The sequence below is a fragment of the Eremococcus coleocola DSM 15696 genome (assembly GCF_000428865.1).
GTDB classification, from domain to species: domain Bacteria; phylum Bacillota; class Bacilli; order Lactobacillales; family Aerococcaceae; genus Eremococcus; species Eremococcus coleocola.
Map to the genome: position 1 here is coordinate 39,187 of NZ_AUAT01000015.1, position 23,656 is coordinate 62,842.

At 39.7% G+C, this 23,656-nt stretch carries 24 protein-coding genes; 22 read left to right on the top strand and 2 right to left on the bottom strand.

Annotation, left to right across the window (positions count from 1 at the left end):
- Positions 1-32: 32 nt before the first annotated feature.
- The 3 genes from hisS (at position 33) to G396_RS11410 (ending at position 3,411) form a co-directional block, all read left to right on the top strand.
- On the top strand, positions 33-1,352 hold the full coding sequence (gene hisS / locus G396_RS0105100) for a histidine--tRNA ligase (protein WP_028125262.1): 1,320 nt from the start codon (positions 33-35) through the stop codon (positions 1,350-1,352).
- 3 nt (positions 1,353-1,355) lie between these two features.
- Entirely contained in the window at positions 1,356-3,137 is a 1,782-nt protein-coding gene (gene aspS, locus G396_RS0105105; RefSeq protein ID WP_028125263.1) for an aspartate--tRNA ligase, read from the top strand.
- A gap of 124 nt (positions 3,138-3,261) precedes the next feature.
- On the top strand, positions 3,262-3,411 hold the full coding sequence (locus tag G396_RS11410) for a hypothetical protein (protein WP_162139964.1): 150 nt from the start codon (positions 3,262-3,264) through the stop codon (positions 3,409-3,411).
- A 66-nt stretch (positions 3,412-3,477) separates the two neighbouring features.
- Here the strand turns inward: G396_RS11410 and G396_RS0105115 are convergent, their stop codons facing one another.
- Positions 3,478-4,296, bottom strand: a complete 819-nt coding sequence (locus tag G396_RS0105115; RefSeq protein WP_028125264.1) for a pyruvate, water dikinase regulatory protein — start codon at positions 4,294-4,296, stop codon at positions 3,478-3,480.
- A 75-nt stretch (positions 4,297-4,371) separates the two neighbouring features.
- Here G396_RS0105115 and G396_RS0105120 point away from each other — a divergent pair, with 75 nt between their 5' ends.
- The 16 genes from G396_RS0105120 to G396_RS0105195 all read left to right on the top strand — a co-directional run bounded on the left by G396_RS0105120 (position 4,372) and on the right by G396_RS0105195 (position 21,243).
- On the top strand, positions 4,372-4,851 hold the full coding sequence (locus G396_RS0105120) for a Fur family transcriptional regulator (RefSeq protein ID WP_006417490.1): 480 nt from the start codon (positions 4,372-4,374) through the stop codon (positions 4,849-4,851).
- 136 nt (positions 4,852-4,987) lie between these two features.
- Positions 4,988-5,161 (top strand): 30S ribosomal protein S21, encoded by a 174-nt coding sequence (gene rpsU / locus G396_RS0105125; RefSeq protein ID WP_006417488.1) that lies wholly within the window; start codon positions 4,988-4,990, stop codon positions 5,159-5,161.
- Positions 5,162-5,547: 386 nt separating this feature from the next.
- Complete coding sequence (locus tag G396_RS0105130) at positions 5,548-6,708, top strand: PhoH family protein (RefSeq protein ID WP_028125266.1); 1,161 nt, start codon at positions 5,548-5,550, stop codon at positions 6,706-6,708.
- Between the two features lie 15 nt (positions 6,709-6,723).
- Positions 6,724-7,197, top strand: coding sequence for an rRNA maturation RNase YbeY (ybeY, locus tag G396_RS0105135; protein WP_028125267.1), 474 nt, complete (start codon positions 6,724-6,726; stop codon positions 7,195-7,197).
- Positions 7,187-7,579 (top strand): diacylglycerol kinase family protein, encoded by a 393-nt coding sequence (locus G396_RS0105140; RefSeq protein WP_028125268.1) that lies wholly within the window; start codon positions 7,187-7,189, stop codon positions 7,577-7,579. The genes ybeY and G396_RS0105140 overlap by 11 nt, the downstream gene beginning before the upstream one ends.
- A 23-nt stretch (positions 7,580-7,602) precedes the next feature.
- Positions 7,603-8,508, top strand: coding sequence for a GTPase Era (gene era, locus G396_RS0105145; protein WP_028125269.1), 906 nt, complete (start codon positions 7,603-7,605; stop codon positions 8,506-8,508).
- A gap of 25 nt (positions 8,509-8,533) precedes the next feature.
- Positions 8,534-9,346: a DNA repair protein RecO gene (recO, locus tag G396_RS0105150; protein WP_028125270.1), complete on the top strand. Its 813-nt coding sequence runs from the start codon at positions 8,534-8,536 to the stop codon at positions 9,344-9,346.
- Between the two features lie 435 nt (positions 9,347-9,781).
- Complete coding sequence (gene glyQ, locus G396_RS0105155; RefSeq protein WP_006417526.1) at positions 9,782-10,696, top strand: glycine--tRNA ligase subunit alpha; 915 nt, start codon at positions 9,782-9,784, stop codon at positions 10,694-10,696.
- Between the two features lie 12 nt (positions 10,697-10,708).
- The gene (gene glyS, locus G396_RS0105160) at positions 10,709-12,766 is read left to right on the top strand and encodes a glycine--tRNA ligase subunit beta (RefSeq protein WP_028125271.1); all 2,058 of its coding nucleotides are present in this window, start codon (positions 10,709-10,711) and stop codon (positions 12,764-12,766) included.
- Between the two features lie 90 nt (positions 12,767-12,856).
- Positions 12,857-14,173, top strand: coding sequence for a GTPase ObgE (gene obgE / locus G396_RS0105165; protein WP_028125272.1), 1,317 nt, complete (start codon positions 12,857-12,859; stop codon positions 14,171-14,173).
- A 10-nt stretch (positions 14,174-14,183) separates the two neighbouring features.
- Positions 14,184-16,091, top strand: a complete 1,908-nt coding sequence (locus G396_RS0105170) for an acyltransferase family protein (RefSeq protein ID WP_028125273.1) — start codon at positions 14,184-14,186, stop codon at positions 16,089-16,091.
- A gap of 27 nt (positions 16,092-16,118) precedes the next feature.
- On the top strand, positions 16,119-17,054 hold the full coding sequence (rnz, locus tag G396_RS0105175; protein WP_006417555.1) for a ribonuclease Z: 936 nt from the start codon (positions 16,119-16,121) through the stop codon (positions 17,052-17,054).
- Positions 17,055-17,058: 4 nt separating this feature from the next.
- Entirely contained in the window at positions 17,059-17,880 is an 822-nt protein-coding gene (locus G396_RS0105180) for an SDR family NAD(P)-dependent oxidoreductase (RefSeq protein WP_028125274.1), read from the top strand.
- Positions 17,864-18,367: a LapA family protein gene (locus tag G396_RS0105185; RefSeq protein ID WP_028125275.1), complete on the top strand. Its 504-nt coding sequence runs from the start codon at positions 17,864-17,866 to the stop codon at positions 18,365-18,367. The genes G396_RS0105180 and G396_RS0105185 overlap by 17 nt, the downstream gene beginning before the upstream one ends.
- 28 nt (positions 18,368-18,395) lie before the next feature.
- A complete protein-coding gene (gene recJ / locus G396_RS0105190; protein ID WP_028125276.1) occupies positions 18,396-20,726 on the top strand; it encodes a single-stranded-DNA-specific exonuclease RecJ in 2,331 nt (776 codons plus the stop codon).
- A gap of 4 nt (positions 20,727-20,730) precedes the next feature.
- A complete protein-coding gene (locus G396_RS0105195) occupies positions 20,731-21,243 on the top strand; it encodes an adenine phosphoribosyltransferase (RefSeq protein WP_006417584.1) in 513 nt (170 codons plus the stop codon).
- A 141-nt stretch (positions 21,244-21,384) separates the two neighbouring features.
- On the opposite strand, the gene lexA is transcribed toward G396_RS0105195, so the two are convergent.
- A complete protein-coding gene (gene lexA, locus G396_RS0105200) occupies positions 21,385-22,002 on the bottom strand; it encodes a transcriptional repressor LexA (RefSeq protein ID WP_028125277.1) in 618 nt (205 codons plus the stop codon).
- Positions 22,003-22,090: 88 nt separating this feature from the next.
- Between lexA and G396_RS0105205 the strand changes: the two genes are divergently transcribed.
- From G396_RS0105205 to G396_RS0105215, 3 genes are all read left to right on the top strand, one after another.
- Complete coding sequence (locus G396_RS0105205; protein ID WP_006417413.1) at positions 22,091-22,336, top strand: DUF896 domain-containing protein; 246 nt, start codon at positions 22,091-22,093, stop codon at positions 22,334-22,336.
- A 13-nt stretch (positions 22,337-22,349) separates the two neighbouring features.
- The gene (locus tag G396_RS0105210; protein WP_028125278.1) at positions 22,350-22,565 is read left to right on the top strand and encodes a YneF family protein; all 216 of its coding nucleotides are present in this window, start codon (positions 22,350-22,352) and stop codon (positions 22,563-22,565) included.
- Positions 22,566-22,917: 352 nt separating this feature from the next.
- Positions 22,918-23,196 carry a PQ-loop domain-containing transporter gene (locus G396_RS0105215; protein WP_028125279.1) on the top strand — a complete coding sequence of 93 codons (279 nt, stop codon included), beginning with the start codon at positions 22,918-22,920 and terminating at the stop codon, positions 23,194-23,196.
- Positions 23,197-23,656 lie beyond the last annotated feature (460 nt).

Sequence of the window (23,656 nt, forward strand, 5' to 3'; positions counted from 1 at the left end):
ATTCATGTGAATGTTTAATAAGGAGGAAAAAAATGATACAGAAAATTAAAGGGGCCGAAGACTTATTAGCTGACAAAATACCGACTTGGCACTATGTTGAAGATACGGCACGTACAATATTTGAAGCCTATAATTTTAAAGAAATACGGACTCCGATGATTGAAAACTTTGAATTGTTTTCACGTTCAGTAGGGGAAAGTACCGATATTGTCTCTAAAGAAATGTATGACTTTGAAGATAAGGGGGGCCGTCGGATTGCCTTAAGACCCGAAGGTACTGCACCCGTTGTCCGAGCCTTTGTAGAACATAAGTTATTTGGTCCGGAGTATCCACAACCTTATAAAGCTTACTATATAGGACCTATGTTCCGTTATGAACGGCCGCAAGCGGGCCGCCAACGTCAATTCCACCAAATTGGGATGGAAGTGTTTGGGTCTTCTAATCCAGCCACAGACGCTGAAGGAATTGCGATGGCCTGGGATTTACTTTCCGAATTAGGTTTGGAAAACTTGACCATCCACTTGAATTCCTTGGGTAAAACGCCAGAACGGATGGCCTACCGTCAAGCCTTAATCGACTATTTCACCCCTCATTTAGCAGAATTATCTGAAGATTCCCAACGTCGGCTCCATGATAATCCTTTACGGGTGCTTGATTCTAAAGATCCTAAAGATAAAGTTTTTGTCAAAGATGCACCGACCATCCTTGATTATTTGTCTGAAGAAAGTAAGGCTCATTTCCAAGCGGTTCAAAACTACTTGACTGATTTAGAGATTCCTTTCCAAATCAATCCTTATGTGGTTCGTGGTTTAGATTATTATCAAGATACTATTTTTGAAATTATGGTAGAAGATGAATCCATTGGAGCACAGTCAACTGTCGCCGGTGGCGGTCGTTATGATGGCCTCGTACAGGAACTGGGTGGTCCTGAAGTGCCCGGCTTTGGTTTTGCACTTGGGGTTGAACGTCTGATTTTAGTTATGGAACATCAAGCAGTGGAAATTCCAGCTGAAGATGGGTTAGACCTCTTTGTATTATTGGCTGACCCTGAAGCTAATTCGCTGGCGTTACAAGTTTTACAAGCAGCCCGGCAAGATGGCTTGATTGCGGACCGTGATTTTATGAATCGGAGCCTTAAGTCACAATTTAAAACAGCGGCTAAAAACAATGCTAGTTTAGTGACTACCTTAGGTGGCGATGAAGTGGCAAGTAAAATGATCCGCTTGAAAAATCAGGAAAGCGGTAAGGAAGCTGAGTTTTCCTTAGATGAATTAATTGAAGATTTTGCTGGAATTTACCGTCAAATGACCATGGATACCTCAGCAATTGATGATTTTTTTAAAGGAGTATAGAAAATGACACAAAGAACAGTTTATAATGGATTAGTTTCAGAAGAATATGTAGGCCAAGAAATTACCCTTAAAGGTTGGGTCCAAAAACGTCGGGATCTTGGTGGAGTGATTTTTATTGACTTACGTGACCGGGAAGGTTTCTGCCAAGTGGTATTTGACCGTCAATATATTCCTGACCAAATGGATGAAGCCGATCACTTACGGTCAGAATATGTGGTTGAAGTAACCGGTAAGTTACGTCACCGGGCGGAAGAATCTATTAATCCAAAGATTCCTACTGGACATTTTGAATTAGTGGCCCATGAATTAACCGTTTTGGCTAAATCAAAAACGCCAGCCATTTATATTGAAGATGATCGGACCTCTGATGAGGAAGTACGGTTGAAATATCGTTATTTAGACTTACGGCGGCCAAATATGGTTAAGAATTTGAAATTCCGTCACCAAGTGACTAAAACCATCCGTCATTATTTAGATAATAAAGACTTTATCGATGTGGAAACCCCATATTTGACCCGGTCAACTCCAGAAGGCGCCCGTGACTTTCTCGTGCCAACGCGCCGCGAACCAAATTCTTTCTATGCCTTACCACAATCTCCTCAAATATATAAACAATTATTAATGGGGTCTGGTATTGACCGCTATTATCAAATTGTGCGTTGTTTCCGGGATGAAGACTTACGGGGTGACCGTCAACCTGAGTTTACCCAAGTAGACTTGGAAACTTCATTTATGACACAAGCTGAAATTCAAGAGATTGTGGAAAACATGTTGAAAGACGTGGTTAAAGAAACCCGTGGCTTAGAAATCAAGGAAGCTTTCCCAGTCATGACTTATGATGAAGCCATGAATTCATACGGTTCTGATAAACCGGATATCCGTTTTGATATGACCTTAAAAGATTTAAGTGATTTCGCTGCGACTGCTGATTTCAAAGTTTTCCGGGCTGCAGTTGAAAATGGCGGTAAAGTTAAAGCGATTAACTTGAAAGGTTTGGCTGATGAATATACTCGTAAAACCGCAGATGAATTATATAACGTTGTTAAACCATTTGGGGCAAAAGGCTTGGCTTGGACTAAGATTACTGAAGATGGATTCAACGGTCCAATTGCTAAATTCTTAGGTTCTGACGAAGATTATCAAGCCATTACTTCAGCAGTCGATGGTGAAGTTGGGGACATTCTCTTCTTTATGGCTGACTCAGCTGATGTAGTCAACAATTCTTTAGGTGCCTTACGGACGCATTTGGCGGCTAAGCATGGCTTATATGATGAAGCCGAATTAGCCTTCCTATGGGTAGTTGACTGGCCATTATTAGAATTTGACCCTGAAGCAGGCCGGTATGTGGCAATGCACCATCCGTTTACTTCACCACAAAATTCAGATATTGCCGAATTAAAGGCCCACCCAGAAAAAGCCTTAGCCAATGCTTATGATATCGTCTTAAATGGCTATGAAATCGGTGGGGGTTCTATCCGGATTCATACTCGAGAAATGCAAGACCAAATGTTTGAGTTATTAGGCTTTACGCCTGAAGAAGCTGAAAACCAATTTGGTTTCTTACTCCATGCGTTTGATTATGGTTTCCCACCACATGGTGGTTTGGCTATCGGTCTAGATCGTTTAGTCATGATCTTGGCCCAAGAAAAGAACATCCGTCAAGTCATTGCTTTCCCTAAATCTGGTTCTGGTATGGACTTAATGTCTAACTCACCAGCTGCCGTTGCTAATGATCAATTAAGAGAATTGAACTTAGCAGTGAAGGAAAGTAAGAAGATTAAATAATATAAATTTAAAGAAGATAAGATTAAAGCCTTATCTTCTTTTTTATTATTCAAAATTAATCTTAATAACAATTATTGTTTTTGTATAAAAACATGAAGTTATATATAGCAATTTAAAATATTAAATGATGCTGATTTTGCTAAAAAATAACGATATTAAAGCGGGGCAAGCTGAAAAAGCTACATTTGACCAAGCCCTTCAAGAGGAAGGTCTAATTGAAGAATTAGCAACTTATGAAGGCAATAAAGCTTACTATGATGGAATGAAGAATTAGACTTGGGTTAGCAAGTTAAAAGGAGTTGAGCAAATTTGCTCAACTCCTTTTTTAATCTTCACTCTATTAAACCACTGGTAAATCCAACAAATCTACAATTATGGAAGCAGATTCTTCAATCGAACGGTCAGAAACGTTTAATACAGGGCAGTCTAACTCTTTATAAATTTGATTGCTAAAGGCTAATTCAGCTTGAATCCTTTCTGGCGAGGTGTATTTACTATGTTCGGGCATACCAAACTCTATCATGCGATTACGGCGGTGTTTTTCCAAGACCTTTGGATTATTAGTTAAACCGATAATTTTGCTTTCACCATATTTGTAGAGGTCTTGGGGAATATCACTTTCAGGTACCAAGGGGATATTCATCACCTTATAGCCCATGGTTGCTAGGTACATGGAAAGGGGAGTTTTACCTGTTCGAGATACACCAAGTAGAATAAGATCTGCTTGGGCTAAGCTTTCAGGATCACGGCCATCATCATAACGCATACAGAATTCCATAGCTTCCACACGGCGGAAATAGGCGTCTGTAAGTTCATGTTGAATGCCTGATCGAGCTACAGGTTCAACCCCGGTTCGGCGTTGGACTTCTAAAATATATGGGTGCATAAGGTCATAGCATATCAATCCAGTTTTAACACAAAAATGTTCGGCTTGGAGGGCCAACTGGTAATCTATTACTGTCATAAAAATTAACCCATCTTGGCTGGCAGCTTCATCTAAAGCTTCTTGTAATTGTTCAGGAGTGGAAATAAAGGTATAGCGGTGAATCTGTGTTTTAACATTAGGAAATTGTGAGAGCACAGACCGGGCTACCTTAATTGCAGTTTCACCAATAGAGTCAGATATGATATAATAATGTAATATAGGCTTAGCTGTCATGGTATCTTCCTTCTTTTTTTATTATAAATATGATACCATATTTTAACCAGTTGAGATAATAAGGAGTTGTGTATTATGGAAAGCAAAACACATCATCATAACCATTCTACAACATTGTGTCCGGAAGAACGTTTAGACCAATCTTTGGAGACCTTGAAGGAAAAAGGATTTAAGTTAACCAATAAACGACGGGAAATCCTGGAAATTTTTATTGATTCTGATCGATATTTAACCGCTAAGCAGGTATATCAATCTTTAGCTGAAAAATATCCTACCATGTCTTATAATACGACTTATCGTAATTTGTATGATTTTGTTAAAATTGGACTTTTAGAATCAACTGAATATCAGAACGAACAATTATTCCGTATTTCTTGTGAGGGTGAAGACCATCACCACCATCATTTTATTTGTACTAATTGTGGTAAGACCATTCCATTGGAAATTTGTCCGATGGATCATATTCAAACTGACTTGTCACAAGTTGAAGTACAAATGCACCGCTTTGAGGTTTTTGGTTTGTGTGCAGACTGCAAGGCTAAGCAAGAAGCTTAAATTTTACTCGCTTAATAATTTTAATATTTTTTTAAAAAGTCTTGGAAAAGGGTCTCACTTTTGATATAATATTTTTTGAACTTTATTAGATTTAAGGTCTAAGAAAGGTTACATAAGCTCGGGAGGAGGGGATCATATGTCTAAGACAGTTGTTCGTGACAACGAATCATTAGATGACGCTCTTCGTCGCTTTAAACGTAATGTTTCTAAAACCGGTACTTTAAGAGAGGCTCGTAAACGTGAATTTTACGAAAAACCAAGTGTTAAACGTAAAAAGAAATCAGAAGCCGCTCGTAAACGTAAATTTTAATTAAATATATACGGATGAAGTGACTTGTATAGGACACCCTTTGGGGTGTCCTTTCATTTTTTCTTAGCAGAGGTGGGAAAGTGCGAAGAATTCTGTCTTGTCACTCTGAAGAATTTTGTCTTGTCACTCTTTTGGCAGGATCTGGTGCAAAAAATCATGTCTTTGAAAATCTTAATTGGAATTAGTTGCGAAGAGCAAAAATCTTGGCAAGTCCATCAAGCTAAAACACCCCAGACCCATGCTATACCCCACCCGAACTTTCCTACTCCATAATTTTTCCGCTCAGCCAAGTCTTCAATGACAACCAATCCTAGTCAATTTCTATCAATTTTAGCCCAAATATGATAGGATTAAGCTAACAAAAGTCAAAAGAAGGAGCTTGCTATTTGAGTCAAAAAAATGCTTATTCAACCAAAGTTGTCATTAGCAATCCAGACTGGCTGTTAGCTATTCTGGGTAACCACGATAAATATATCCATCTCATTGAGGAAAACTTTAATGTTGAGTTTTCAAATCGCGGTGAGAATTTAACCATTTCAGGTCAAGATTCAGACGAAGTAGACCAGGTTGCTGCCTTGATCCACCAACTTGTACATTTACTAGAACGGGGGATTACGCCTAGATCGATGGATGTCATGACCGCTATAAAAATGGCCAAAAAACAGACCCTAGATTATTTTCTAGCCCTATATGATAAAGTGGTAGGTCGAGCTTATGATGGTAAACCCATCCGGCCTAAGAATTACGGTCAGCTCCAATATGTAGAAGCCATCCGCAAGCAAGATGTGGTTTTTGGGATTGGACCAGCTGGGACGGGGAAAACTTTTCTAGCCGTCGTGATGGCTGTCCAAGCTCTACGTGACAATCGAATCAAGAAAATTATCTTAACTCGGCCAGCTGTTGAAGCAGGTGAAAACTTAGGTTTCTTACCAGGGGACCTTAAGGAAAAGGTAGACCCTTATTTACGGCCAATTTATGACGCTTTGTATGCCATTTATGGAACCGAACAAACCAACCGCTTAATGGAACGGGGCGTTATTGAAATCGCGCCATTAGCTTATATGCGGGGGCGGACCTTAGATGATGCCTTTGTTATCTTGGATGAAGCTCAAAATACGACCGTGGCCCAAATGAAAATGTTCCTTACCCGGTTAGGTTTTGGCTCTAAGATGATTGTTAATGGGGATAAGACCCAGATTGACTTACCGGGTGGGGTAAAATCTGGCTTAGTTGATGCTGAACACAAATTAAAAGGCTTGAACCGGATTAAATTTGTGGCTTTTGATGAATATGATGTGGTCCGCCATCCGGTGGTGGCTGATATCATCCGCGCATATTCTGGTCCTTTAAACAATAATCTAAATGTCAAAACACCTCAAAGTCTGGGTAAACTGCCGGATGAAAGTTTAGAACCTAGCTTTGGTTCACCTGTAGATAATGAAAGCAACAAGCTAGATAAAGCTGAACCTGCATCCATAGATACAAACGCAACCGAGGATGTAAAACCTTTATCTTCCTTGTCTAGTCGTGATTTAGAAAATGAATAGAAAGAGGGAATCGATATGGTCATCGATGTAATCGACGATAATAATTTTTTAAGTCAAGCCCAAGTTGAATTAGTGCAGGATGTCATCAAGTTAGCCGGGCAGAAATTAATTTTACCGGATAATTTTGAGGTGGATATTTCAATTGTGACGAATGAAGCCATTCATGAACTGAACCGTGACTACCGTAATATTGATCGGCCGACCGATGTGCTCTCTTTTGCCTTAGAAGAAACCGCTGAGGATGATCCCTTTGGTCAAATCGATATGTCGGAAGAATTAGGGATTTTTCTAGGCGATATTATTATCTCTTTCCCTAAAATTCAAGAACAAGCCACAGAGTATGGCCATTCTTTTGAACGCGAATTAGCCTTTTTAGCGGTTCACGGTTTCTTACATTTGAATGACTATGATCACCAAAGTCCCGACCAAGAAAAAGAAATGTTTGGACTTCAAGAAGAGGTTTTATCTGCCTATGGACTTGAAAGATAGAAAAGATTTAAATCCCTTTAAACGGTGGCTACTTTCCTGTGGCTTTGCCCTAGAGGGATTACGCTTTACTTGGAAAGGTGAGCCCAATTTTAAGATTCATATTTCCATTTTGATTCTTGTAACGATTGCTGGGTTTTTCTTTGGGATTGCCCGCTGGGAATGGGTGACTCTTTTAATTTGTTTTGCCTTTATTTTGACCTTAGAGTTAATCAATACCGCCTTAGAAACTCTCGTAAACTGGATAGCTGATAAACAGTGGCACCCTTTGGCTAAGATTACCAAGGATGTGGCAGCTGGAGCTGTCTTAGTGGGTGCTATTATTGTTGCGGGGATTGGTTTGATTATTTTTGTGCCATATATCTGGCAATATTTTCTAGGTTAGGCCTTAGATGTTGAGGAGTATATATGAATAAGAAAAATTTTAAATCGGGGTTCGTCGCCTTGATTGGTCGCCCTAATGTGGGGAAATCGACCCTTTTAAACAAGGTGGTGGGTCAGAAGATAGCGATTATGTCTGACAAAGCGCAAACGACCCGAAACCGGATCCAAGGGGTTTACACTGATGCCGATAGTCAAGTGGTCTTCATTGATACCCCCGGCATCCATAAACCCAAACATGCCTTGGGTAATTTTATGTTAAAAACTGCTTATTCATCCCTCCAGGGTGCTGATGCAGTGTGTGTAGTAGTCAATGCAGCCGAGAAAATTGGTCCGGGTGACCGTCTGGTGATTGAGCGAGCCAAGAATGTTCAAGTACCTTTATTTTTATTAATTAATAAAATTGACCTGGTAAGTCCTGAACAAGTTCTACAAGCCATAGAACCTTATAAAGATTTGGCAGATTTTGCCCAGGTCTTTCCAATTTCTGCTTTAGAAGGCAATAACGTGCCAGAGTTAGTAGAAGGACTGAAGGAAGTGTTACCGCAAGGTCCTCAGTATTATCCTGCAGACCAAGTGATGGACCATCCAGAATATTTTGTAGTGGCGGAATTTATCCGAGAGAAGGTCTTGATTTTAACCCGGGAAGAAGTGCCGCATTCTGTTGCGGTCAAGGTCGAATCCATGGTGCGGAATGAAGATGATAAAATCGAAATTCACGCAGTAATTATCGTGGAACGAGCCTCGCAAAAAGGCATTATCATTGGCAAGCAGGGTCAAATGATTAAGAAAATTGGTAAAATGGCCCGCCGTGATATCGAAAAATTGTTAGCGGATAAGGTTTATTTAGATTTATTTGTCCAAGTTCAAAAATCTTGGCGGGACCGGATGACCAACCTCCAAGACTTAGGTTATGAATTAGATAATTATTAATAATTTAAAAAAAGGGGAGGAAGACTTGAATGAACGGTTTGAAGGCATCGTCCTCTTTAATCGTCCTTACAAGGAAGATGATGCTTTAATCAAGGTCTTTACCGACCGCTTTGGGACTAAGATGTTTTATCTCAAGCATGTCAAAAAGCCCAACCATCCCTTGGCTAGCCAAATGATTCCCTTAACCCGTCATGAATTTGTCGGTATGATTCATGACCAGGGTTTTTCTTTTTTACGTGAGGGCACGAGTTTGGATATGTATCGGTCTAACCAAGTGGACTATAAAAAACAGGTGTATACGGCCTATATTTCTCAATTGGTTGATGCGGCCATTGATGACAATGTGCCAAATTTGGCCTTATATCAATTATTGCGTGGGAGCCTAGAACAAATTAATCAGGGACAAGTGCCTGAATTAATCACTCATTTTGTTGAAATTCATCTTCTCCCCTTATTTGGAACCCAACTAAATTGGCAGACCTGTCAAGTTTGTGACTCGCAGCAAGAGCCGGCGGATTTCTCAATTAAATTGCAGGGCCGTCTGTGCCCCCATCATTTAGACCATGACCCTTACCGGATGCACCTAAATCCCCGGGCCATGCATATGGCAGCCTTATTGGCCGGTCTATCCCTTGACCAGTTGGGGCAGATCAATCTTTCTGAACAAACCTACCAGGAATTGCGACGGTTAATGGATGCAATTTACCAAGAGTTTGTGGGGATTCGTCTTAGAAGTAAGCATTATCTGGACCAAATGGACCAGATTGCACAAAAAACCGACCAATTAAAAGTAAAACGTCAAGCGCGAAAATCAAAAGATAAAACTACTAGTGAATAAGGCTAGGTTATCGTTTTGACAGGACTTGGCTAGTTTAAATCGATCAGCTAGCTTATGGTCATCTGATTATGTTTCATTTTATAATTAAGCGTGCAATAAAGTATAGTTTTTGAGGTTAAAATAGGTAGATTAGGTTTTGGGTCTCAGTCTGAGAAGTCCCTTAGAAAAGCTGACTTACTATTGACTTTAATGAAGCATTTAGTTAAACTTAGTTTAATTGTTAGGCAAGTAAATAAGACGGTTAAGCGATTCTAGGCGGGTGTGAGCTAGGACGAGTCGATGGTAGTCTAACAGACAAATGAAGGCTACAATTAAGAGCTAACCCCGTGTTAGAATTAGGGTGGAACCGCGATAACTCGTCCCTATGGTTGAACAACCATAGGGGATTTTTTTGTAAATTCTTTATGAAAACAGATAAGAAAAGGAAGTGTACACATGGCAGTTGAAACATTACAAGATATGATTTTAACGCTTCAAAACTTTTGGGCCAAACAAGGCTGTTTAATTCTTCAATCCTATGATACGGAAAAGGGTGCTGGGACCATGAGCCCTTATACTTTTTTACGGGCAATTGGACCAGAACCTTGGAAGGCAGCTTACGTGGAACCCTCTCGTCGTCCAGCCGATGGGCGTTACGGTGAAAACCCTAACCGTCTCTATCAACACCACCAATTCCAAGTGGTCATGAAACCTGCGCCATTAAATGTGCAAGAATTATACCTTGAAAGCCTACAAGCTTTGGGAATTGATCCTTTAGCTCATGATATCCGCTTCGTAGAAGATAACTGGGAAAATCCTTCTTTAGGTTGTGCCGGTCTAGGCTGGGAAGTTTGGATTGATGGTATGGAAATCACTCAATTTACCTATTTCCAACAAGTTGGTGGACTTAAATGTTATCCAACCACTTCAGAAATTACCTATGGGATTGAACGGTTAGCCATGTATATCTTAGATGTGAATGATGTCTATGACTTACAATGGGTACCTGGGGTAAAATATGGAGATATCTTTAAACAACCTGAACGGGAACATTCAACCTATTCTTTTGAAAAATCCAATCAAGATATGCTTTTCCATCAATTTGATGCCTATGAAACCGAAGCGAATCTTTTGATTGAAGCAGGTCTTGTCCATCCAGCCTATGACTACATTCTAAAATGTTCGCATACCTTTAACTTATTAGATGCGCGAGGAGTCATCTCTGTTTCAGACCGGGCTGGCTATCTTGGCCGGATCCGTAAAATGGCACGAGCCATTGCTAAAGCCTTTGTGGCTGAACGGAAAGCCCTTGGTTTCCCACTGATTAAAGACCGGGCGCAAGCGCAAGTATTTCTAAACCAAAAGGATTAGGAGGAATCAACCATGGTACACAATTATTTATTAGAAATTGGGATGGAAGAGATTCCTGCCCGTTATTTATTGAGTTTGAGCCAACAATTAAAAGAAAGAATGGCTAATTTTTTAAATGACAATCGATTAGAATTTGACGCAATTCAAGAATATGCGACGCCACGTCGTTTAGCAGTTTTAGTGACGGGTTTAGCCGATAAACAAGCAGACTTGTCAGAACAAGCCAAGGGACCCGCCTTAAAAATTGCCAAGGATGACCAAGGTCAATGGACCAAAGCGGCTCAAGGCTTTGCCCGTGGCCAGGGGGGGACCACCGATGATTTGTTTGTGCAAGACCTCAATGGTGAAGACTATGTCTTTATTAATAAATTTCAAGCGGGTGAAAGCAGTCGCGACGTATTAAGTGGGGTAGAGTCAGTGGTGTCAGGTATGACCTTCCCGGTTACGATGCACTGGCATGATTATCAAATTAATTATATTCGTCCGGTTCACTGGTTAGTTTCTCTGTTAGATCAAGAAGTGATTCCATTTGACTTTGCCGGTGTGACTGCCAGCAATGGTTCTCGGGGTCACCGCTTCTTGGGGCATGACTTAGTGATTGCTCAAGCTGACCAATATGAAGCCAGCTTAGAAAAAGAGTTTGTCTTAGCAGACTTCCATAAACGTCAAGCCGTGATTGAAGCCCAAATTAAAGAGATTGCCGACCAAAATCATTGGCAAGTTCCAATTGATCAAGACCTTCTTGAAGAGGTGACGGCGATTGTAGAATGGCCCACTGCTTTCTACGGTGACTTCGAAGAAAAATACTTGGAAATTCCCGATATGGTCTTGATTACAGCCATGAAAGACCATCAACGGTATTTCTATGCTTTAGATCAAGCGGGAGAAAAACTACAAGCTATCTTCATTTCAGTCCGTAATGGGGACGCCAACCATTTAGAAAATGTGGTCCGGGGGAATCAGAAAGTCTTGAAAGCCCGTTTGGAAGATGCTTTATTCTTCTATAAAGAAGATCTTAAGGGGTCAATTGAAACCTATGTAGCTAAGCTAGACCATGTCAATGAGCATTATAAACTGGGTTCCTTGGCGGATAAACAAGCCCGAGTAGGTCAAATACTTGGCCTTTTAGCAGTTAAAGTTAACCAAACTGATAAAAATGATCTTGAAACAGCCAAGATGGCCGCTAAAATGTACAAGTTTGACCTAATGACTGGTATGGTCGGTGAGTTTGATGAGCTACAAGGACAAATGGGAGCTTGGTATGCTCGTCAATTTGGTCAGTCTGACCAAGTGGCTCAAGCAATCGCCAGTCAATACTTGCCAACCACCGCAGGAGGGCAACTACCAATAACTAAAGCTGGAGCGCTTTTAGCCATGGCTGATAAATTAGATAGTCTGGTGCAATATTTTGCTGTCGATTTGATTCCTACTGGTTCGAATGACCCTTATGCCTTAAGACGTCAAGCCATGGGTGTCGTGGAAATTATGGCGGACCAAGCATGGTCACTTGACTTAGTTGATCTATTCCAAGATATTCTGGCCCACTTTAATTTAAGTGATTCTGAACTTTTAAATAATCTGAAAGAATTTATGGCGGCCCGGATGGAGCCACAGTTAGCTAAGTTAAATCTTGATTTCGATATTATCGAAGCAGTTTTAGCAGGTGATTTCTTAAATGTTGTGCATATTTTGGAAGCCGGACCTATATTACAAGCTTTTAAGAATCAAGAGCCTCAAGCCTATCGGAATTTAGTTGAATCTTTAAGTCGGGTATTAAACTTAGGTCTAACCGTAGAAGAAGCAAAGGATTTAGATTTAAATCTTGCCCAATCCGAGAGTGAACAAGTTCTTTTTGATGCGGTTAAAGATTTAAACTATGAAGCTGATTCTATGGCTGAATTGTTGGAAGAGTTCAAAGCCCTAGTAACACCGATTGGCGATTACTTTGAGAATAATATGGTTAATGCAGACCAAGCTGATATCAAGGATAATCGTTATGCCCTTATGGCTTATTTAAGTCGTTATGTGATGCAAATGATGAACCCACAAAAATTAATTTCTAAGTTTTAAATTTTATAGAAATAAAATACAGTGAATTGTAGACTGACTGGAGCAAGAACAAGCTTTTAGTTAGTTTAGGAACGAGAAGGAGGCGAACCAATGTCAACATTTTTAGATTACGCCAAGGTAAATGTCAAAGCCGGTAAGGGTGGCGACGGAATGGTTGCTTTTCGCAGGGAGAAATATGTGCCTGATGGGGGACCAGCAGGAGGAGACGGCGGTCGCGGTGGTTCGGTGATTTTTAAGGTAGATGAAGGCCTAAGAACCTTGATGGACTTTAAATATAACCGTCACTTTAAAGCAAAACCTGGTGAAAACGGCATGTCTAAGAGTAAATATGGAGCAGCTGCGGAAGATTTAGTCGTGGCAGTTCCACCTGGAACAATTATTAAAGATGCCAATACGGGTCAATTTATTGCGGACATGTTAGAAAATGGCCAAGAAGTTGTGGTAGCTCAAGGGGGCCGAGGCGGCCGTGGCAATATTCGCTTTGCGACTCATAAGAATCCAGCGCCTGCAATCGCTGAAAATGGTGAGCCGGGTCAGGAAGTTGATTTAATCTTAGAATTGAAGGTTTTAGCGGATGTTGCTTTAATTGGATATCCTTCAGTGGGTAAGTCAACCTTATTATCGGTGATTTCTAATTCTAAACCCAAGATTGCGGATTACCCGTTTACTACGCTGAGTCCTAACTTAGGAGTCGTAAAATTAGGGTATGATCAAGAATTTGTGGTGGCGGATATTCCTGGTTTAATTGAAGGAGCCTCACAAGGTGTTGGTTTAGGCACCGACTTTTTAAAGCATATTGAACGGACCAATGTGCTCCTTCATGTGATTGATATGGCCGGAGTCCATGGTCGGGACCCATTTGATGATTTCGTAAAATTAATGGGTGAGCTCGAACAATATAATGAACGTTTACTGCTAAGACCTATGGTGATTGTGGCCAATAAAATGGATCAAGCTGCTGCTGAAGATAATTTACTTGAATTTAAAGCTCAATTGGCTAATTATTATGCCGATAAGGAACATAGTCAGCCGGAGATTTTCCAAATTTCCGCTTGGCAAACCAAAGGACTGGATGAGTTATTAAAGGCTACCTTTAATATAGTTCAAGAAGCTGACTTTGTGCCGCTTTATAATGAAACAGCAACAGTAGAGCAATATGTTCATTATCAACTAGATGAAGAAAAACCAGATTTTGAAATCCACCGTTTAAACGGGGATTATTATGAAATTACGGGTGAAAAAATTGAGAAACTCTTCCAAATGACCAATATGGCCCACGATGAGTCTGTCAACCGCTTTGTTAGACAAATGCGGGCGATGGGGATTGATCAAGCCTTACGCGAAAAGGGTGCTAAGTCAGGGGACACAGTTGACTTGATGGGATTCACTTTCGAATTTGTGGATTAGGTGTGAGAGAATGAAAGGAAAAGCAAAACAAGCAAGCCAACGTTTAGCTGTCTTTGATGGCTATAAGGGCATCGCGATTATTTCAATTTTAGGCTACTATTTTTACCAACATATTTTACCAGGAGGCTATTTAGCCGTTAACTTTTTCTTATTAGTAGCTGGTTTTTTCAATATGCGTCATTTTTACTTGGCGGATACCCGTGGTTTGAAAATTAATACTTGGAAATATTATAAGAAACGGTTTAAACGCCTATTTTTCCCGATGTTAGCTATGATTATTTCTACGGCAGCAATTATTTTAATTTTTGCTCGTGATTATCTGTTTAATATTCGGAATATGGGGGTCGCTTCATTATTGTTTGTGAATAATTTCTATCAAATATTTAATGAACAATCTTATTTCGTCCATGCCTCAAATCCATCTGCCTTTACTCACTTATGGTATGTGGCGCTCTTAGGACAATTATTACTTCTAACCCCGATTTTCTTTAAATTATTTTATACTTGGCACCGGAACCCAGCCATTGCCATTAATATGATGGGAATCCTCACCTTGGTTTCGGCCGCTACCATGGCTTATCTGTTCAAGGACGGTCAGGATCCTACTAATGTCTATTATAATCTATTGACCCGGGCTTTTGCCTATACCATGGGAAATGTTTTAGCCTTTTTACTACCGGTTAAATTAGAATCCCATCCTTTAAATCGACCTCAGAAAATTCTGGTCAATACTTTAGGTATCTTAGCCTTTGTCTTACTTTTTTTGATGTCTAAGTTTATGTATGGAACCCAAGCCTTCGCCTATCGATTTGGCATGTTCCTTTATACTTTAGTTGCTGCAGGCATGGTTGTGTTTACCATCCATAAACAAACTTTAATCAATAAAGTCTTATCTTGGCCTTTATTTACTTTTCTTGGTAAACGGTCATATTCTTACTATTTGTGGTACTATCCTATTTACTTAATCTTGCCTAATTATTTACGGTCTTGGAACTTTACCTTAACGAATATTTTCCAATTTGTCCTCTTGGCAATCTTAGCTGAAATTTCTTACCAATTATTTGAGCAAGACCGGATTAAGTTACCAATTGGTCAGCATTTTAATTGGTCTAAAATGAAGTACCAATTTTCTATTCTTAAACGGTCAGGTAATGTTCTCATGAATGTTAAAGTCATCACGGGAATTTATATCTTCTTTCTGCTTTTTGGTACAGTGGCTTTGGCTATTGCACCGGAAAAACGCTCAAGTAACGAGGATGATTTACAAACCCTGATTGAAAAGAATGAAGCCTTAGTTCAGACTAAACAAGCAGCAGAAACAAAAAATCAATCAAATGAAACAAAGCAAGAAAATACTTCTGATGATAGCCAGGCTCCAAGTCAAGACACCACCAAAGTCATTAATAACATTGAAGGTCTAGAACAAGATGAATTACTCTTTGCCAATGGTTTAGATATTACTTTTATTGGTGATTCCACTTTGCTTGCTTCCGCAGACCATTTTAAAGCAGTCTTTCCTAAAGCGATTATCGATGGTGAAGTTGGCCGCCAGTTATTTAATACCTATGGTGAAGTTAATTATCTTCAATCAGAAGGTTTAATTATGAATACAGTGGTGGTCATGCTAGGTTCAAATGGGACCTTTACGGATGGTCAAATTGATGACTTTATTGAAGCAATCGGGACGGATAAGTCTATTTACTTTATCAATTCCAACGCCAACCGTTCCTGGGTGACCGATGCCAATGCGGCTATTCTTCGTGCTTCACAAAAATATGGTAATGTCCAAGTCATTGATTGGAATACTTATTCGAATGATCACCCTGAATGGATTCGGGAAGATGAAGCCCATCCAACCGATGAAGGGGCTCGTCAATTATCAGTTTATGTTGCAAAAGAACTCTTTAGAACCCGTTAATCTATGATTTAGTAAAGGATGTCTAAAATGGAATTACTGTTTTTAGGAACTGGGGCAGGCATCCCGTCCAAAAATCGGAATGTTTCTTCGATGGCACTCAAGTTATTAAACCAGTTAAACCAAGTATGGCTATTTGATTGTGGGGAAGGGACCCAGCATCAAATCCTACATACCAGTTTAAAGCCAAGAAAAGTCTCCAAAATTTTTATTACCCATATGCATGGGGACCATATCTTTGGCTTACCAGGTTTTTTAAGCTCACGGTCCTTTCAAGGAGGCGAAGAGCCAGTTACCATCTATGGTCCTCAAGGTATCAAGGACTATGTTTTGATGTGCTTGAAGTTATCAAAGTCAAATTTGGGTTATCCCTTAATATTCGAAGAATTGTCTGACCAAGGCGGTAAGCTTGATCTAGGCCATGGCTGGCAAGCGGAATATTTGCCCTTGAATCATGGTATATTGTCCTTTGGTTTTCGCATTAAAGAACCTGATACCCCAGGTCAATTATTAGTGGATGACTTAAAAGCCCAGGGCATACCGGCTGGACCTATCTATGGCCGCTTAAAAGCTGGAGAAACAGTCCAATTGGAAGACGGTCGTCTCCTAGATGGGAAGGACTTTATCGCCCCAGCGCAAGCAGGGCATGTACTTACGTATATTGGCGACACTCGGCCCAATGCTAATAATTTAATTTTAGCCAAAGATGCGGATGTCTTAATTTATGAGGGAACCCATGATGGGTCTTTAAGCCAAATGGCTAATCAATATTATCACTCGACTTCGGACCAAGGAGCGACCTTAGCCAAAGAAGCTGGGGTTAAGCAAGTTTATTTGAATCATATTTCCTCCCGCTATTTAAGTCGAGATGTGCAAGTGATGGAACAAGCAGCGCAGAAAATTTTTCCAAAGTTACATATTGTCCGAGATTTAGAAGAAATCAACTTAGACTCAGTAGGGGGCTAGAAAGATGTCTCAAAGTAGAAAAGTTGCAGTGGTGACGGGCGCATCCTCTGGGATTGGTCAAGCAATGGCAAAACAATTAGCCGCTCACCACTATGATTTAGTTTTAATTGCCCGTCGCCAAGACCGGTTGGAAGCTTTAGCAGCAGAAATTAACCGTATTCATGGTGTGGATACTTTTGTCTTGGCGGGGGATGTGACCCAAACCAGTTTTATCGAAAGTATTGTTCCTTTATGTAAATCACGGTTTGGTCGGATTGATTTACTGTTCCAAGCTGCGGGTTATGGAGTATTTAAACGAGTCACCCAATTTTCTTATGCCGAAATTGTGGCCATGTTTGAAGTAAATACTTTTGCTATCATGTATTTGTCCCAATTAGTGGCTTTAGAAATGCTAGACCAAGGTTCAGGTCAGATTGTTATGGTAGCCTCTTCTGCAGGTAAACTATCGACGATTGCTTCATCTGTATACTCAGCGACTAAAGCCGCAGTAATAGCTTATGCAGATACGCTTCGACTCGAATTACGTCCGGCTGGAATCGAAGTCATTGTGGTGAATCCAGGTCCAGTTGTTACCGAGTTCTTCGACCGCGATGCTAACTCAAAAGCCTACTTTAAAACCATTGAAGGCTTTGCCTTAGATGTTGATGTTTTAACAAAGCGAATTATGGCTAACTTATTGAGCCCTTGTAAATTTAAACGGGAAGTGAATGCGCCGCTAGTTCTTGAGCTGCTGGCTCGATTAAATTCGATTTTTCCGACAATAAGTGATATATTAAAATTAAACTTATTTAATTTAAAGGAGAATTCAGATGAAACAACAGTTTAAGGTAATTCTAGGGGTGATTTTCCTCATTTTATTTGTGATTGTCGCCTTACAAAATGTGAATCCTGTGTCAGTGGATTTATTTGTCGCTAAATATCAAGTTCCCCTTATTCTACTAATCTTACTGTCAGCCTTGTTGGGGATGATTGTAGGACTTTTAGTTACTATTTCTTCCAATAGTCGACAACGTAAAGAGGTTAAGCGACTTAACAATGAAATTAAGAGCTTAAAAGACCAACATACTCAGGATATTATCAAGAAAGATGATCAGATCTCAGACCTTAAAGCTAAAGTATCTGATTTGAAAGATAAAAATAAAAATACCCAAGTCTATCAAGAAGATAGCTTTGTAAAACAAGAGATGGATATGCCTGAAAGTCACTTAGACCCTGCTTCAATGACACCAAAAGATTTACCAGTAAGTGAGGAAGTAAGTCTTCCAGCTCAAGTAGAGTTGCCAGAAGAAGTTGACGCTGATTTCACTGAATAAATAAGTTTTAAAAGGAGGCCTTTGGGCCATGTTTCTAAATAAAGCTCATTATGAGTGGGTCTTACCAACATTAGATTCCAACTCAAGTGATTTATCGGTATTTAAAGAAGCGGAAAAGAAATACTCTTCCGCTTTTTTGCGTTTATGTTACCAAAGGGGAATTGATAGTCTTGAGACTTTGACTGCTTTGGAAGAATCAAGTCAGGCTATTTTCCATGATCCCTTCGAATTATTTGATATGGCTAAAGCGATTGACCGTTTACAAGCAGCGATTGCTAGTCAAGAAGCAATTCTGATTTATGGTGACTATGATGCCGATGGGATTACCTCAACTTTAATTTTATATGAAAGTTTGCAAGCAGTGGGGGCAAATGTGACCTATTATATACCCAACCGCTTGATTGATGGGTATGGCCCCAATAAGGACCGCTACCAAAGCTTGATTGATCAAGGCTGTCAATTAATTTTGACCTGTGATAATGGGGTGGCTGGTTTTGAAGCGATTGACTATGCCAATCATCGTGGGGTCGATGTGATTGTAACCGACCACCATGAAATTCAAGACCACTTGCCCAATGCCTATGCCATCGTCCACCCCCGCCACCCCCAAGGATCCTATCCTTTTGGTGACTTGTCAGGGGCAGGGGTTGCCTTAAAAGTGGTGTCGGCTCTATTAGAAGAGATTCCTTTAGAATCAGTTGAATTGGCGGCTATCGGGACGGTGGCCGATTTGGTGTCATTGACGGACGAGAACCGAACCATTGTCAAGCAAGGATTGCAATTAATGAGACAAAGCTCCCGCTTAGGTTTGGATTTGATTCTGACCAATAATCAGGTGGACCGTAATAAGTTAACCAGTGATACCATTGGTTTTATTATCGGCCCACGCTTGAATGCGATTGGCCGTCTGGGGGACCCTAGTCCAGCCTTTGAATTACTGGCAAGTTTTGACTCTAGCGAGGCGCAGGCACTTTATGAACTGATAGAAAGTAAAAACCAAGAGCGGCAAGCCATCGTTAAAAAAATTATGACCCAAATTCAGACTAGAATCGAAAGCTATCCTAGTCTGCCAGATATCATTATTGAAGCAGACCCTGATTGGCCTGCGGGCGTAGTAGGGATTGTGGCGGGTCGTTTACTCGAAAAATATCATCGTCCTGCTTTAGTCTTCCAAGAACAAAGAGACCAAGGAGTCTACAAGGGGTCCGGTCGGTCGTTACCAAGAGTTAATTTATTTGACTGGTTGTCACAGAATAAGGGATTTTTAACGCAATTTGGTGGCCATATTCAAGCAGCCGGCATGACCCTTGAGTCTAGCCAGTTTCCCGCATTTAAGGAGGCCATGCTTTCTTCTAGTCAAGCTTACCAAGCAGCGATCTTGGCGCCTTCCCAATTAAAGTTAGATGGCAGACTAGCCATTGATGAAATCAACCTGGACCTCGTTCAAGAAATCGATCATTTAGGGCCCTTTGGGATGGACAATCCACAGCCACTTTGGCTTCTTGAAGATGTCCAAATCGAGCGGATTCAAGCCATTGGTGACCAGACTCATATCAAATTAAGGGTTCGTGGGTCAGACCAGGGATCATCACTTGAAGTGTTAGGTTTTTCGATGGCAGACCAGTGTCAAGGCTTAAGTCCAGGCATGCAGGTATCACTGGTAGGACAACTTGTTATTAATGAATGGCAAGGTAGACGACAGGTTCAAATCCATATGAAAGATATTGGCGTTAAGGGCTCGGTCTGGTTAGATGTGAGGGGGAAGCATATTGCCTCTGATTTAATGAAACTTGAAAAAAGTCTTTATTTATATAACCATCAAACCATTCTTGACCTTTATCTAGCAGACTTAGCTGATTCTTCTGCGGCACTTTTGTTTCAAGATTTACCTAGTCAGACAGAATGTGATGCGTACGATAATTTGGTTATTATGGAAGTTCCAGAAGATTTAACTTTGATAAAAGACTTTTATCAAACAAACCGTTTTGATCAAGTCTATTTAGGGGCTTATAACCAATATTCAAAATACCTTGTGGGTTTGCCCAATCGGCAAGAAGCGGCCCAACTTTTCCGCTACCTAAATCAAGTGGGACATGTTTCAGGGGCTGAACAAAAACAAACCATGCAGAATCAATTAAAAATTCACCCCTTAAAAATTAATTTATTAATTCACATGTTTTTAGAAGCAAAATTTGTTACAATTAAAGATGGCTCTTTAATGTTTAATCAGACGCGTCCGGATAAGGTAGACTTATGGCAATTAAAGGCTTATCGGACTTATGAACAAGCAATGAAGGTAGAAGCCTTACTCAATTATCAGCCGTTGGAAGCGGTTAAGAAATATTTTGAAGGGAATTAATAAAATGGACTTAAAGAATTATGTAACTACCATTGAAAATTATCCAAAAGAGGGTATTTTATTTAGAGATATTACACCTCTAATGGCAGATGGCGAAGCCTTTCGCTATGCCACTCAACAAATTGTGGATTATGCGGATGAGTTAGATGTGGATGTTATCGTTGGCCCTGAAGCCCGTGGTTTTATTGTGGGTTGTCCGGTGGCCTATGAATTAGGCATTGGTTTTGTACCAATTCGTAAGCCAGGTAAATTACCACGTGAAGTTGCCACCGTTGAATATGATTTAGAATATGGGACCGATACTCTAACAGTTCATAAAGATGATATTAAACCAGGCCAACGTGTTTTGATTATTGATGATCTTTTGGCCACGGGTGGAACGGTTAAAGCAACTATCGACCTCGTTGAAAAATTAGGAGGTGTCGTAGTTGGTTGTGCTTTCTTGATTGAATTAGCTGATTTAGATGGCAAGGCAAAATTAGAAGGTTATCCTTATAAAACCTTGATGACTTACTAAGAGTAATCGCTTAGAAAAATAAAAAAAGAGCGGGACAAATTCAGGAAATCTATGATTTACACTGGATTTGCCGTGCTCCTAATGTGGGGATATATTATTTTTTATATTTTTTAAAATGCTCTAGTTTATTAATTATTAGTCTTAGTACTCACGGTAAAGACTCACTACTTTTCCGAGAATCGTGGCCTTGGTCAAGATAATATCGTCCATGCTATCATTTTCAGGTCGTAAGATATAATGGTCAGATTTCTTGAAGAAGGTTTTACAGGTGGCTTCGTCGTCTTCAGTCATGGCAACCACAATGTCACCATTATTGGCGGTAGATTGTTTACGGACCGTAATTAAATCGCCATCCATAATACCAACATTAATCATGGATTCACCTTTGATCTGTAACATAAACAGGTCAGCGGCATCATAATGTTGTAAGTGGGGCGGAATAGGATAATAGTCTGTCGCTTCTTCAACCGCTAGAATTGGAGCACCGGCAGCCACTTTTCCTAAGAGGGGAATCTGTTGGGGTTGAATATCCAAGGCTTGTAAAGCTAAGTCGGTTAGTTCGATGGCCCGTGTCTTGGAGGAGTCTCGACTAATATAACCGGCTTTTTCAAGTCGGGTTAAATGACCATGGACGGTAGAAGTCGAAGCGAGTCCTACTTGGTTACAGATTTCGCGCACGGTTGGAGGATAGCCATTGCTTTCAATGGCTTGGTAAATACATATTAAGATGTTTTCTTGTTTGGAAGATAAGCTTTTCATTGGCTTCACTCTTTCTCTTATGTTAACGTCATTGTAGCAAAGATTAGAGTATAAAGCAAACAAATGTTCGTTTATTGGAGGGATTGTTTTGATTAGTCAAGAAAAAATCGACCGGATCAATACCTTAGCACGTAAGAAAAAAGCAGAAGGTCTGAATGAAGCAGAATTGGCTGAACAAGCTAAATTACGCCAAGAATACTTGGCAGACTTCCGCAAGGGCTTCAGTCAACAAGTTGAAGCCATTAAAGTAGTTGATTCAGAGGGCAATGAATTAACCCCTAAAAAGGTTAAAGAGATTCAAGCCCGTAAGGGTTTATTTAAGAATAAAGATTAAAGGAGACGTATAAATGCAAACTTGGATTTGGTTATTAATTGTTGCAATCGCGATGATTGCTGGTTTTGTGGGTGGCTTCTTCATTTCACGGAAGTATATGATGGATTATTTCAAAGAAAATCCACCAATTGATGAACGCATGATTACCCAAATGATGGCCCAAATGGGGCAGAAGCCATCTAAGAAAAAAGTACAACAAATTATGCAGTCTATGAAGCAAGCTAAATAAGTGTTTGTTTCGAGATATGAAAGAGTCAGCTAATGTTTAGCTGACTCTTTCTGTGGTTAGAGGTATTTATGGGGCATACATTGTAAAATTAAGAAATTTATTTTATATAAATATAAGAAATTGGTGTGAATCGTAACGGATTCGTATTGAAAGACGATGAAATCTCACTATTTAGCAATTCTTCAACTTGTTTTCTTATTAATATTACCCCCTAATTAAATAGATTATATTAACTACTACCGAATGAATATAAGTTTTAAATAGTAGGGTACATTAAACTAAATCACATAAAAATTTAACTAGTTTTTTGGTATCTGACTGGGTATAATTCAAGTCAGGAGGTTGATCATTTATGAAAAAATTACTGTTAACCTGGGCACCTTTAGTTTCTGCGGTCTGTATTACTATTTCTTATTTACCTCAGTTGTGGTTAACTTTTACCACCCATAATGTATCGGGCCAAAGTCTAGGCTTTTGGACCTTACTAGTAATTTCTTTGTTTGGTTTAGTCCTGCAACAATATGGTTTGATTCGCTATGAAGGTAATAAAAGCTATGTTGGTTTTATTACCCAATTAATTAATTTTTCCTTTGCTTTAATTATGCTAATTATGGTTATTATTTTTTCCTAAGTGTTCCTTTCAAGGTTAGATAACAAGGAAAACCGATTATGAAAAAAGTAAGCCTTGAATTAATTGTAGTATTATTAATTCAAGCCTTATTTTTAAATGGGAATTTTTTCCTTGCTTTGTCTTCCAGTCTGGAATAAAGACCCATCAATTATTGACTTAACCCCTAATAAAAAATATTTTCCATAGTTTAACCAAAGTAAAGAAAAAGAGTAAAATTTTTCCTGAGTTAAGAATAAGTTAAGAAAAATTACTCATATCTTACATAGTCAAGCCCTAAGTGGAGAAATTATTCTTTACTTTTCCAGCAGTAAGATAACCTGCGTCACGACAGTCTATGTCTACAAAATAGGACCAGTAACCAAGATAAAAGAGGCTGGGCAAAAAGTCCAGTCCATAAAAAGACAAGGCCATTATCGCAATCGTGATAATGACCTTTTTTTATTATTTTAGTAAACATGAA

Coding starts and splice junctions, on each gene's coding strand:
- hisS (WP_028125262.1), top strand. CDS start 33: ATGATACAGAAAATTAAAGGGGCCGAAGACTTATTAGCTGACAAAATA.
- aspS (WP_028125263.1), top strand. CDS start 1,356: ATGACACAAAGAACAGTTTATAATGGATTAGTTTCAGAAGAATATGTA.
- G396_RS11410 (WP_162139964.1), top strand. CDS start 3,262: ATGATGCTGATTTTGCTAAAAAATAACGATATTAAAGCGGGGCAAGCT.
- G396_RS0105115 (WP_028125264.1), bottom strand. CDS start 4,296: ATGACAGCTAAGCCTATATTACATTATTATATCATATCTGACTCTATT.
- G396_RS0105120 (WP_006417490.1), top strand. CDS start 4,372: ATGGAAAGCAAAACACATCATCATAACCATTCTACAACATTGTGTCCG.
- rpsU (WP_006417488.1), top strand. CDS start 4,988: ATGTCTAAGACAGTTGTTCGTGACAACGAATCATTAGATGACGCTCTT.
- ybeY (WP_028125267.1), top strand. CDS start 6,724: ATGGTCATCGATGTAATCGACGATAATAATTTTTTAAGTCAAGCCCAA.
- era (WP_028125269.1), top strand. CDS start 7,603: ATGAATAAGAAAAATTTTAAATCGGGGTTCGTCGCCTTGATTGGTCGC.
- glyQ (WP_006417526.1), top strand. CDS start 9,782: ATGGCAGTTGAAACATTACAAGATATGATTTTAACGCTTCAAAACTTT.
- glyS (WP_028125271.1), top strand. CDS start 10,709: ATGGTACACAATTATTTATTAGAAATTGGGATGGAAGAGATTCCTGCC.
- obgE (WP_028125272.1), top strand. CDS start 12,857: ATGTCAACATTTTTAGATTACGCCAAGGTAAATGTCAAAGCCGGTAAG.
- G396_RS0105170 (WP_028125273.1), top strand. CDS start 14,184: ATGAAAGGAAAAGCAAAACAAGCAAGCCAACGTTTAGCTGTCTTTGAT.
- rnz (WP_006417555.1), top strand. CDS start 16,119: ATGGAATTACTGTTTTTAGGAACTGGGGCAGGCATCCCGTCCAAAAAT.
- G396_RS0105180 (WP_028125274.1), top strand. CDS start 17,059: ATGTCTCAAAGTAGAAAAGTTGCAGTGGTGACGGGCGCATCCTCTGGG.
- G396_RS0105185 (WP_028125275.1), top strand. CDS start 17,864: ATGAAACAACAGTTTAAGGTAATTCTAGGGGTGATTTTCCTCATTTTA.
- recJ (WP_028125276.1), top strand. CDS start 18,396: ATGTTTCTAAATAAAGCTCATTATGAGTGGGTCTTACCAACATTAGAT.
- G396_RS0105195 (WP_006417584.1), top strand. CDS start 20,731: ATGGACTTAAAGAATTATGTAACTACCATTGAAAATTATCCAAAAGAG.
- lexA (WP_028125277.1), bottom strand. CDS start 22,002: ATGAAAAGCTTATCTTCCAAACAAGAAAACATCTTAATATGTATTTAC.
- G396_RS0105210 (WP_028125278.1), top strand. CDS start 22,350: ATGCAAACTTGGATTTGGTTATTAATTGTTGCAATCGCGATGATTGCT.
- G396_RS0105215 (WP_028125279.1), top strand. CDS start 22,918: ATGAAAAAATTACTGTTAACCTGGGCACCTTTAGTTTCTGCGGTCTGT.